The sequence below is a fragment of the Streptomyces sp. NPDC028722 genome (genome assembly GCF_040637655.1).
GTDB lineage: Bacteria > Actinomycetota > Actinomycetes > Streptomycetales > Streptomycetaceae > Streptomyces.
Map to the genome: position 1 here is coordinate 1 of NZ_JBEZWU010000066.1, position 9,372 is coordinate 9,372.

Annotated in this window: 15 protein-coding genes; 10 read left to right on the forward strand and 5 right to left on the reverse strand. The window is 70.2% G+C overall.

Features of this window, described 5'->3' with window-relative positions:
• On the reverse strand, nucleotides 1–558 hold a 558-nt coding region (locus tag AB0F03_RS37420), incomplete at its 3' end, for an HNH endonuclease family protein (RefSeq protein ID WP_362000848.1).
• A gap of 584 nt (nucleotides 559–1,142) precedes the next feature.
• On the opposite strand from AB0F03_RS37420, the gene AB0F03_RS37425 reads away from it, so the two are divergent.
• Nucleotides 1,143–1,271, forward strand: coding sequence for a hypothetical protein (locus AB0F03_RS37425; RefSeq protein WP_362000851.1), 129 nt, complete (start codon nucleotides 1,143–1,145; stop codon nucleotides 1,269–1,271).
• Nucleotides 1,272–1,307: 36 nt separating this feature from the next.
• Here the strand turns inward: AB0F03_RS37425 and AB0F03_RS37430 are convergent, their stop codons facing one another.
• From AB0F03_RS37430 to AB0F03_RS37440, 3 genes are all read right to left on the reverse strand, one after another.
• Complete coding sequence (locus tag AB0F03_RS37430; RefSeq protein ID WP_362000853.1) at nucleotides 1,308–1,481, reverse strand: hypothetical protein; 174 nt, start codon at nucleotides 1,479–1,481, stop codon at nucleotides 1,308–1,310.
• A gap of 118 nt (nucleotides 1,482–1,599) precedes the next feature.
• Nucleotides 1,600–2,169, reverse strand: a complete 570-nt coding sequence (locus AB0F03_RS37435) for a GNAT family N-acetyltransferase (RefSeq protein WP_362000856.1) — start codon at nucleotides 2,167–2,169, stop codon at nucleotides 1,600–1,602.
• A complete protein-coding gene (locus AB0F03_RS37440) occupies nucleotides 2,154–3,155 on the reverse strand; it encodes a hypothetical protein (RefSeq protein ID WP_362000859.1) in 1,002 nt (333 codons plus the stop codon). Before AB0F03_RS37440 ends, AB0F03_RS37435 begins: the two co-directional genes overlap by 16 nt.
• 483 nt (nucleotides 3,156–3,638) lie before the next feature.
• On the opposite strand from AB0F03_RS37440, the gene AB0F03_RS37445 reads away from it, so the two are divergent.
• The 9 genes from AB0F03_RS37445 (at nucleotide 3,639) to AB0F03_RS37485 (ending at nucleotide 8,419) form a co-directional block, all read left to right on the forward strand.
• Nucleotides 3,639–4,055 (forward strand): hypothetical protein, encoded by a 417-nt coding sequence (locus AB0F03_RS37445; RefSeq protein ID WP_362000862.1) that lies wholly within the window; start codon nucleotides 3,639–3,641, stop codon nucleotides 4,053–4,055.
• Between the two features lie 14 nt (nucleotides 4,056–4,069).
• Nucleotides 4,070–4,288, forward strand: a complete 219-nt coding sequence (locus AB0F03_RS37450; protein ID WP_362000865.1) for a hypothetical protein — start codon at nucleotides 4,070–4,072, stop codon at nucleotides 4,286–4,288.
• A 280-nt stretch (nucleotides 4,289–4,568) separates the two neighbouring features.
• Nucleotides 4,569–5,240, forward strand: a complete 672-nt coding sequence (locus AB0F03_RS37455; protein WP_362000868.1) for a hypothetical protein — start codon at nucleotides 4,569–4,571, stop codon at nucleotides 5,238–5,240.
• Nucleotides 5,230–5,538, forward strand: coding sequence for a hypothetical protein (locus AB0F03_RS37460; RefSeq protein WP_362000871.1), 309 nt, complete (start codon nucleotides 5,230–5,232; stop codon nucleotides 5,536–5,538). Before AB0F03_RS37455 ends, AB0F03_RS37460 begins: the two co-directional genes overlap by 11 nt.
• Nucleotides 5,481–5,771 carry a hypothetical protein gene (locus AB0F03_RS37465; protein ID WP_362000874.1) on the forward strand — a complete coding sequence of 97 codons (291 nt, stop codon included), beginning with the start codon at nucleotides 5,481–5,483 and terminating at the stop codon, nucleotides 5,769–5,771. The genes AB0F03_RS37460 and AB0F03_RS37465 overlap by 58 nt, the downstream gene beginning before the upstream one ends.
• A gap of 118 nt (nucleotides 5,772–5,889) precedes the next feature.
• Nucleotides 5,890–6,276, forward strand: coding sequence for a DUF6302 family protein (locus tag AB0F03_RS37470; RefSeq protein ID WP_362000876.1), 387 nt, complete (start codon nucleotides 5,890–5,892; stop codon nucleotides 6,274–6,276).
• Between the two features lie 8 nt (nucleotides 6,277–6,284).
• Nucleotides 6,285–6,473, forward strand: a complete 189-nt coding sequence (locus tag AB0F03_RS37475; protein WP_362000879.1) for a hypothetical protein — start codon at nucleotides 6,285–6,287, stop codon at nucleotides 6,471–6,473.
• A 442-nt stretch (nucleotides 6,474–6,915) separates the two neighbouring features.
• On the forward strand, nucleotides 6,916–7,134 hold the full coding sequence (locus tag AB0F03_RS37480; protein WP_362000882.1) for a hypothetical protein: 219 nt from the start codon (nucleotides 6,916–6,918) through the stop codon (nucleotides 7,132–7,134).
• Nucleotides 7,135–7,312: 178 nt separating this feature from the next.
• On the forward strand, nucleotides 7,313–8,419 hold the full coding sequence (locus tag AB0F03_RS37485) for an NAD-dependent epimerase/dehydratase family protein (protein WP_362000885.1): 1,107 nt from the start codon (nucleotides 7,313–7,315) through the stop codon (nucleotides 8,417–8,419).
• Here AB0F03_RS37485 and AB0F03_RS37490 read toward each other — a convergent pair whose 3' ends face one another.
• The gene (locus AB0F03_RS37490; protein WP_362000888.1) at nucleotides 8,420–9,295 is read right to left on the reverse strand and encodes a glycosyltransferase; all 876 of its coding nucleotides are present in this window, start codon (nucleotides 9,293–9,295) and stop codon (nucleotides 8,420–8,422) included. It abuts the gene before it with no gap.
• Nucleotides 9,296–9,372: the final 77 nt, after the last annotated feature.

The window sequence follows — 9,372 nt, forward strand, 5'->3', positions numbered from 1 at the left end:
GTCGGCCACCCAGTCGGTGACGTACTGGCAGCGGTAGCCGGTGGTCGGCGGCAGCCACGTGGCCGGGTCCTGGTCGGCCTTGGACCGGTTCGAGGCCGCCGACACCGCGATCAGCGCGCGGTCGTCACCGAGGTCGTTGGCGTACGCCTCGCGTTCCGTCGCCGTCCAGGCAAAGGCGCCGGAGTCCCAGGCCTCGGCGAGCGGGACCAGGTGGTCGATGTCCACACCGCCACGGCCCTGGATGTAGCGGTCGTCGTAAGGCGAGTACCACTCACCCCCGCTCAGGGCGCAGCGCGGGCCCTGGGCCGGGGCGATGACGGCTTCGGCCTTGAGTACTTCCGCGCGGGTGTTGCAGCCGTCTTTGTCGGCGTCGACCCAGTGCCGGAACTTGGTGCGCTCGTAGCCGGTGCGGTCCTCGGTGTGGAGGGGCAGCTGGGCGAGGGCGTCCCGGACGGGCATAGTGACACGGTCGGCGGGTGCGGCGGCAGCCGGGGCGGCGTGCTCGGTCGTCGAGAGGAGGAGAGCGGCGAGCATGGCAGCGGAGCGGGCGAAGCGCACGAGCGGGAGTCCTCTCGAAGAACACGGAAAGGCCGTGATCTTCGTAGCGGCTCCCACGGGGGACCCGCCCGGGAACCGGGAGCGGCTCTACCCGATCGGGGGGTAAGTCGGATCGTCGGCACACACCGCTGGCGGCTTAGAATCCGTGGCCGTGGCAGAGGTCCCCGATGAACTGATCGCACTGGAACGATCCGCCGAGAACGAGCGGGCCAAGCTCGCCGGCCTCACCGGTGAGGACTACGACGCCGCTGGCGCGAGGCGTCCGAGACGGTCCAGGCCGCCGTCACCGCACACGCCGAAGCAGCCGGGGCCAACCGGTACGAGCTCGAGCAGGCCGTGAAGAAGGCCGCCCGCCACACCCCGGAGGATCCGGGCGTCGGCTGGTCGTCACCACGCTCGCCGTGCTGGAGACCGCGCCGGAACAGCGGCGGCGCTGCCCGCGCCGACCACGATTCCCCTGCCTGACTTCCCGTACTCGCTGCGGCACGCGCTCGGCGGCACGGTGCGGTTCTCATGCTCGCTCGGCTGCGGCTGGCACCACGACGAGCTGCCCGGCCTCGACGCGGCCGGCGCAGCCGCTCGTCGTGCCGCTCGACCCCGACCGGATCGACGATTTCCTCACCGCGCAGGCGAACTCGCGCGCGGAGGCGATCCAGGCGCGCGTTGAGCAGGCGATCGCCGACCACTTTCAGCAGGCGCACCCCGGCCGCTGACCGCGCGCCGGCCCGGCCGCCGGGCGGAGCGTGCTTTCACAAGGCCGGCTCGACGTCCTCCGCCGCGAGGTCGCGCCACTCGGCGAGCAACTCGTGGTACTGCTGCGTCCGGTCCATGCTCACCGGCTGGCCCATCAGGCGGCGGATGCGGTCGTTGATGTCGTCGAGGGCAGAGCACAGCTGACCGTGGGGCATGAACTGGATGGGCATGCCCTCAACGTACGAGACGGTGCCGGCAACCCCAGACAAGAGTGATTCGCTGGTCAGCAGGTGGGGCTGACCTTGTCCAGCTCCGTGGATGTGCGAAGCCCGATGGCCAATGCGGTGGTCATGAGGTGCCCCCGTTCTGGTGAGCCTCGGGCGCGTGCAGGGGACGCAGCATGACCGCGAAGTTGGGGGAGTCAGGGAAAGGCTGGCGGTTCCCGACCTTGCTGTAGCCCCACCGTTCGTAGAGCGCCTGCACCTTGGGGTGGTCCGGATCGACGAGGAGGGCCGAGAGAGCCTCTGGGCGGTCGGCCAGTAGCGCGTCATGCAGCTGAACGGAGGCCCCGGTCTTGCGCCACTTCGGCCGCACCATCAGCTCGGAGAACGAGAACGTGGAGGCGTCTGTGGGCGGTTCGCTCAAGCACTCGCTCCACCACTCGCGGCCCGGCGTCGACGGCGCCCCGTATGCGAAACCGACCGGTTCGCCGTCGTCGTAGGCGATCACACACGAGAAGCCGGGGTTTCCGCCCCAGTGGTCGACGAACCAGCTGAACCGCTGGGTGAACTCGTCGTCCATGTCGTCCGCGTACGCGTCGGCGTGCACGTCCAAGAGGGTCTGCCGGATCTGCGGCAGGTCATCGTGTCCGTAGCGACGGAGGTCCATGGTGGTGGCGGTGCTCACGAGGTGCTCCATTCGGTCCGGTAGCGGTCGGTCCACTCATGCGCGGTGTGCGTAGAGGGGGCAAGGGTGATCAGGTCGCGTTGGAAGTCGCCGAGGAGCCGACGCATCCGGCCGGGTAGCGGGACACCGTCCATGATCGAGAACACCTCGCCGCTAGTGGCACAGGCTTGCTCCACGTCGCCCTGGTGGAGCTGGGCCAGGGCGAGCCAGGCGGTGGTGTGCGCTCTGTTGCGGCGGTAGGACTTGGGGAGTGCGGTGAGCGCCCGGTATGACGCGGCTTCGGCCTCCGCGGGGTCGCCGAGGACATCGCGGACGCTCGCGGTGAGGGAGTACAGCTCAGCCGGCCCGTAGAAAGCGATCCACGTAGGGCGCGGTGCGCTGATGTCGGCCTTGCTGAGGGCGGCCTCGGCGCGGCCTAGGGAGCGCAGGGCCGCGCTCCGGTCGCCTTGATTGGCGAGGCCGACAGCGGTCCGGGCGTGGGCGAGGGAGGCGTGCAGTGGGCTGCGCCGCGCGGCGGTCGTCGCCTGGGCCGCCTGGGCGGCGGCCACGGCTTCGGCGTAGTCGCCCTGTTGCCGGGCGAGTAAGGCTCGCAGGTTCCACACCTGCATGCTCATGTCGGCGTCCTGGGCCATTCCCGCGAGGGTCAGGGCACGGTCCAAGTGCTTGCCGGCGCCGTCGAGCAGACCGGCGTCGATGAGGGACCACGCGGCAGTCGCTGTGAAGTGCGAGGCGAGAGCGAACAGCCGTTGGCGTACCCGCTGCGTGGCCGACTCCTTCTGGAGGCGAAGTGCTTCGGAGGCGCCGGCGAGGGCGTCGTGTTCGAGGGCAGTGTGTCCGCCGCGGGTGGCATCGAGCGCGACGAGGTTTTCGACGCGGTCACGCAACCGGATCACGTCGGAGGTGCCGACCCTGGTCGGACGGGAGGGGGCGGAGTTGGCGGGCACGGCGACGGCGATGGCGGTGCCGGTGGCCGCACCGCAGAAGCGGCGGCGATGCACTGGAGGTTCCTCCTGCGATGGCGCTGGGGTGGTCTTGCGTCGCGGCACGAACCCTAGGGCCGTGGCGGTGTGGCCGGTCACGCTCTCCAAGGCCTTGCGTTGGCGTGCTTGGGGCCAGTCGTTCTCACGTGATAGCCACCGGAAAACCGTTCGTTCCGATGTGCTGCCGGACCTGCCGGTGAGGTCCCTGATGGCATCGTTCACCGCTCTGGCCAACTCAGCGGCGGAGATTTGGTGTTCTGCCATCCAGGCCGCTAATGCCTCATTTCTGCTCGACCCCATGAGAGCACCGTAGAGCGCGCATCCCGTCACGGAAAGTAAATGACTGGTCAAATCGTCAGTCCGCACGTGGAGGGGGCGTGCAACTTCGTCATCCCCGAGAGGCGGTGACGAGGAGTTAGGTGGTGTGCACGGGCCGCTCGTGACTCGCCTACCCCATCGGTGGCGGGCGGGCCCCGTCCCATCTCCCCGTATCGAGGCGTGATGATGAGCAGAGCAGGAAGTACGCAGGAGAAGAAAGCTCCCGCACGAGCCATCGCCACCACAACGGCTGCGCTGTACGTGTGCGTTCAGCAAGGCAAGCAGATGACCAGTCTCGCGGCGGAACGCGCGGAGACAGAGGGGCGCGCTTATGCGCGGGCCCATGGGCTGGCCATTTCCGAAGTGATCAAAGACCCCTACGGCGAGCCGGCCCCCTCACGCCGTGTCGGCTGGACGCGCATCCGCGAGCTGGTGGAGTCAGGCACGATCGGCGTGGTCATCACACGGTGGCCGGCTGCCATCGCCCCGGACGCCTTCCACGAGGCGCGGCACCGTGAAGTCCGATGGCTTCAGGATCACCGCGTGCAGGTGCACTACTCATGGGCGCCGCTCGCAGCGACGCGCGGGGAGGCCGTGTGAGCCCCGGAGGGTCCTTGCTGCATGACGATCACCCGTGGGTCGGCCGAGAAGTTGAGGACACAGCGTCCGGCCGGCGAGGCATCCTGCGGGCCGTCGCCCCCGAGGGCGACCCGCCACGTGCGGTGGCGTGGCTGCGGCCGGCCGGCGGGGGCACGGAGTGGACCACCGCCGTGTCGGCACTGGCCAACCCGGCACTGATCAAGCCCGAAACGCACCCCAAGGAGAAGCGGTGAGCAGTAGGCATGCCCGCTCGCGTCCCGGACGCGCGGTACTGCTCCTGGCAGTCGCGGGACTGACCCCGCCGACGCTGTTACTCAGCCCACGAGTCTCAGCGGCGCCGACCCCGGTGTCCGTGCCCGATACCGGTGTGCAGACCCACAATGACGCCCCCGAGGGCCGGCGTGTGGGCAGGAGCCGCCACATCACCGGGCGGCCCGACGCCACCCAGCCGCTCGCGGTGCTGCGTCAGACGATTTCGAGGGTGGCGGCCCAGTGATCACGTTCCCCCATTCCGTGAACATCTCCAGCCAATGGGGCACGGTCCCGTTCATCACCCAGCGCAAGGGGGAGGACCCGGCCCCGGACAACCTGGTGATCCGCCCGCTGTCTCAGGGCTGGGGACACCGGCTGGCTTACCGCGATGAGCACCCGCGGGACCGGCCTCTCCGCGAGATCCTCTGGGCGCGGTGCGCCTTCAGCACGGACGATGACGGCTTACCGACGGGCGAGCCGATGTGGAAGTTGATGCACGTCTACCGGCAGATGGCGACGATGCTCGCCGGCCGGTGCCAGGTCTGCACGCGGCCAGCGCGGACGCCGCTCGGCTGGATCTTCGTGGCCGGCCCCCAGTCCAAGGACCCCCAGCAGGCGTCCGTCCTCACGCTCCAGCCGCCCGTGTGCAGGCAGCACGTCCGCACGACAGAGAAGCTGTGCCCGCACATGGGGGGCAACCCGATGGTGTTCCTCGCACGCAGCGCCCCGCTGTACGGGGTGCTAGGAACGGTCTACGGCATCGGGCCTCGAGGCGGCGTCCAGGTCGTGTCCAGGCCGGCCGCGCGGGTCAGGTTCGACGACCCGCGGGCCCCGATGCTGCTCGGCTCGACCCTCGTGCGACGGCTGTCGTCGTTCCGGGTGCTCGACGTGGACGAGCTGCTCGCCACGCTGGAGGGCGACCGTGGACGCTGATCAGGCCGTGGCGGTCGACGTCACGATGATGCGGAAGGCGTACACCGAGGTGCTGTCGGGCTACCGGGCCGAGCGCGGGGACGACCTCGACACGAAGTGCCGGCGGCTGACCGACCACGCCGGCCTGCTGTTCTCAGAATTGGTGGGCCTCGCGCCCCGGATGCGGGGCACCTACCGGGACACCGCGGTGGATCTGGTGGCCACGGCGAACCGGATCCTCGCCGATGCCCGGGAGCCGGCGTGGCGACGGCCACCTGGTACGTGTATGACGTCGCGGCGCTCGTCCAGGCGATGCTGACGCTGTACGAGCGCCCCGGGCCGCTCGGTGAGCCCGTGGACGTCGACGCGATCGAGCGGGCCGCCCGCGCGAGGATCTGCGTGGCGTGCGACCAGCCGATACAGATCGGCGAAGGATTCGAGGACATACGGCTCCCGACCCTGTGGGCCGCCTGCATACCCGGCTACCGGCACACCGACAGCTGCCCCGCTATCGCTGCTCAGCGACGCGGCGGGTTGCAGCTGGTCCCCTAAGACCCCCGGCCGCTGGATCGCATCCGGCGGGCGGGGTGCGGCCCCGCTTCGTCTGATCCCCGCCCCGTGGGGGATGAGGCGGGGCCGCTGCTTCCTGATCCGAAGAGAGGTGTATGCGGTGATTGCCGTGAAGGTGCTGCCGGCCGACCACGCCGATGTCCAGGACATCGCCTACTACCGGGACCGCCTTGAGGACCCCTCGCTCATCGATGCCGGTGTGGTGGTCGTCATGGGGCCGGAGCGTCACCTAGCCGTGCCCATCGGCGGCAGACGGCGCGGCGGATGCATACCCGTGCCCACGATCAGGTCCGGGCTCGCCGTGCGCCGGGCTCTCGTCGACCGCCGCGGCTTCCCCGCCCTGCGGGTGCGCTGGTCGGTGTACCCCGACACCTGCCATGTCGTCGAGTGGGGCGAGGCTCTGCCGACCACCTACGACGACGCCGTACGCGGCCGGTTCTACGGCTACACACCGCGGGCCGTGGCCCGCTTCATCCAGGAAGGCTGACCGCGCTCATGCGTCGGGAATGGGTCGACGGTGACTGCTGGCTCGGCTGCGACCGGGCCGGCATCCGGGTGATCTGGCTCGGCCCGGTCCAGTGGGACGGGCAGCACGCGCCGTTCATGGCGTGCGCGTCGTGTCTGGCCAGGCTCATGCGGCAGGCCGACGCGTACTGGATGGACCGGCGGCCGGTGGCCGCCTGACAGACCGCCCCACGGTGCTGGCCCGCTCCGTGGGGGATGAGGCCCGGCCCCCCGGGGCCGCCTCTGCCGGTGTCGTCCTCGGGTTGGGCGATCCCCGACTGGGGGGCAACAGAGTGTCCGGCGGAGGGCCCGTGAGAAGCGATCACGCACAGATCAACGGCCGCGTCGGCTTCCACCCGGTCCGACCCCGGGCACGGGTGACCCCCCTTCACAGCCAGGTCGTACCGAGGAGTTGGCCGCTCATAAGCAGTAACCGACCCAACGAGACGGGTGATGACGACATCAGCCCCGCACCCTCCGAGAGCGCCCCCGAGGTATGTGCCTTCCATTTGCTGTTCGGCCGGACCATCCGGCTCGACAAGACCGGCCGGTGCTGGCAGTGCGTCACCGCCCCAACGGACGCCGACAACTACCCCGAAGACGACGACGAGGACTACGACTCATGAGCAGTGACCACCAGGACGGCCAAGACGTGAGGCCCGCGCAGTACACGTCGATCACGGTCAGCGCGCTCGGAGTGCGCGTACGAGCGGACGGCCGGACGGGGATCGAGGCGTGGCGGATCATCCACCGTCGTCAGCCGCTGCTCGCCTGGGCGGCCGTCGGGTACGTCGTGCTGCTCGTCGCTGGCGTGATCGGTCTCCTGGTGACCGTCCAGTAGAGCCCCAGCCCGCCCGGCGCCCGGCGGGGAAACTGCCCGCATCCTGTCCCCAGCACGGCAAGGCCACTGCCCGAGGCCGGGGCCAGGCACTCGGGCCCCGCCGCAAAGACCCTACGGACTCCCGCGCCGGCCGCACTTGCGCGCGTTCGAGTCGCACCCATCACCACAGACGGAGGACATGGTGCACGACACCCAGTTGAAGGAACTCGCAGGCCGGACCGTGCTGGTCACCGGCGGGGCCGGGTTGATCGGCAGCCGGATCACCAACTACCTGCGTCAGGTCGGCGCCCGGCCGATTGCCCTGTGCACGCTGGACGCCTACCCGCGGAACACCTACAGGGAGCTGTTCGGCGTCGATCCGTCCGACCCGGACGTCATCGTCGGGGACGTTCAGAACCCGGCTGCGGTCAAGAGGGTGGTGGCCGAAGCCGACTACGTGATCCACGCCGCTGCCCTCGCCGACGTAGCCGCCTGCACCCGCAAGCCCATGGCGGCGATCCACAACAACGTCACCGGCACTCAGGTGCTGCTCGACGCGGTCGCGGCCTGCGAGCGGATCCGTCGCCTGGTGTTCGTCTCCTCGGCCAGCGTCTACGGCAACGGCAACCCCGACGACTGGGCGCGCCCCTGCGACGAATACCGGTCGATGAGGGCGTTACTGGAAGCCTTTTACGGGCGGGTACCAGCTCAGTTCCACGAGCAGGCCCCGCTGCGGCCGATGTCCGTGTACGCCAACACCAAGGCGTGGGGCGAGACGCAGGCCGCGCTGACGCTCGGCGCGGTAGGCACCTCGTACACGATCGTGCGGTACTTCTCCGTCTACGGTGATCCGCAGGTGGTCAAGCAGAACAGCCATTCCTGGGTGGTGGCCTGGTTCGCCACCCGCGCCGCTCTGGGGTTGCCACTGCACCTCAACGGAGGTGGCCACCAAGTCCGGGACCTGGTCCACGTCGACGACATCGCCGCGGCCACCGTGCGGGCTCTTCTCGCGCCGCGCGCCCACAACGAGACGATCAACATCGGCACCGGCACGCCGACCAGCATCCGCAAGGTGGCCGAGCTGGTCGCCGCCCGGTACCCGGGATCTCAGCTGGTCGAGACGCCGATGCCGCCCGGTGACCCGCTCGGCGGGTACGCGGCCACCCACCGCATGGAATCGGTCCTCGGCTGGCGGCCGACGATCACCGTAGAGAAGGGGGTGGCCCGCTACGCAGACTGGCTGAGCCGGACTCCCGCGGCGATCCCCGGGTGGCTGCGCTCGGAGTCCGAGGCCGCGTCAGCCTGATCAGATGACCGGCGGCCGGCCCAGCCGGGTCATCCGCCACACCGTGGCCCAGCGCATCGGCCGACGGGGCGGGCACGGAGTGCGCACCCCTTCGGCGAACCCGCCGAACCAGGCCCGAAGGCCCGCCGCCGACCGGGTGCGGGCCACGGTCGCCAGAGTCCAGACACCCAGGTAGACGGGGACGAGGGGGGCGGGAAGGTGCCTCTTGGCGAGCCAGACCCGGTTACGGGCCACCATGCGGTGGAAGACCGCGTGCCGGGTCGGCGACGTCCACGGGTGCTGGAGCACCAGCTCCGGCGCGTAGAGCACCTTCCAGCCCGCGTCCAGCGCCCGCCAGGCAAGATCGGTTTCCTCGTGCGCGTAGAAGAAGGGCTCCGGCCACCCACCGATCCGGTCCAGCATCCGCATGGACAACCCGTGACCGCCGCCGAGGAACGTCGTCACCAGCCCGCCCCGCATCGGATCGGACGCACGCAGGCGGGGGATGTGACGGCGCTGGGTGCGGCCTCGCTCATCAGCGATGCGGAAGCTGACGACGCCCAGCCGCTCATCCGCCGCGTACAGCTGCGTGAGCCGGGTGAAGACGTCCGGGCTGATCAGCAGGCCGTCATCGTCCAGGTCCACCACCACATCGACGTCCCCGAACTCCCGCAGCCGGGCCAGGGCGGCGTTCCGGCCGCCGGACACCCCCAGATTCTCCGGCAGCTCGACGCCGGTCACCCCGTGCGGCAGGGGAGGCAGCGGCGAGCCGTTGCCGACGACCACCACCCGCGCGGCGGTCGTGTCCTGCCTGGCGACCGACGCAAGCAGGTCGGCGAGTTCGTTGGGCCGCGTGCCCATGGTCAGAATGGCGACGCCTAAGCGCGGGTGACGCACGGATGAACTCCACGTTCCTCGGTTCCGGTGCCGCGATGCTAGCCGCCCCGGAGCCAGCCACCGACCACCTACCGGAA

Coding starts and splice junctions, on each gene's coding strand:
- AB0F03_RS37430 (WP_362000853.1), bottom strand. CDS start 1,481: ATGCCCATCCAGTTCATGCCCCACGGTCAGCTGTGCTCTGCCCTCGAC.
- AB0F03_RS37435 (WP_362000856.1), bottom strand. CDS start 2,169: ATGGAGCACCTCGTGAGCACCGCCACCACCATGGACCTCCGTCGCTAC.
- AB0F03_RS37445 (WP_362000862.1), top strand. CDS start 3,639: ATGATGAGCAGAGCAGGAAGTACGCAGGAGAAGAAAGCTCCCGCACGA.
- AB0F03_RS37475 (WP_362000879.1), top strand. CDS start 6,285: ATGCGTCGGGAATGGGTCGACGGTGACTGCTGGCTCGGCTGCGACCGG.
- AB0F03_RS37480 (WP_362000882.1), top strand. CDS start 6,916: ATGAGCAGTGACCACCAGGACGGCCAAGACGTGAGGCCCGCGCAGTAC.
- AB0F03_RS37485 (WP_362000885.1), top strand. CDS start 7,313: ATGGTGCACGACACCCAGTTGAAGGAACTCGCAGGCCGGACCGTGCTG.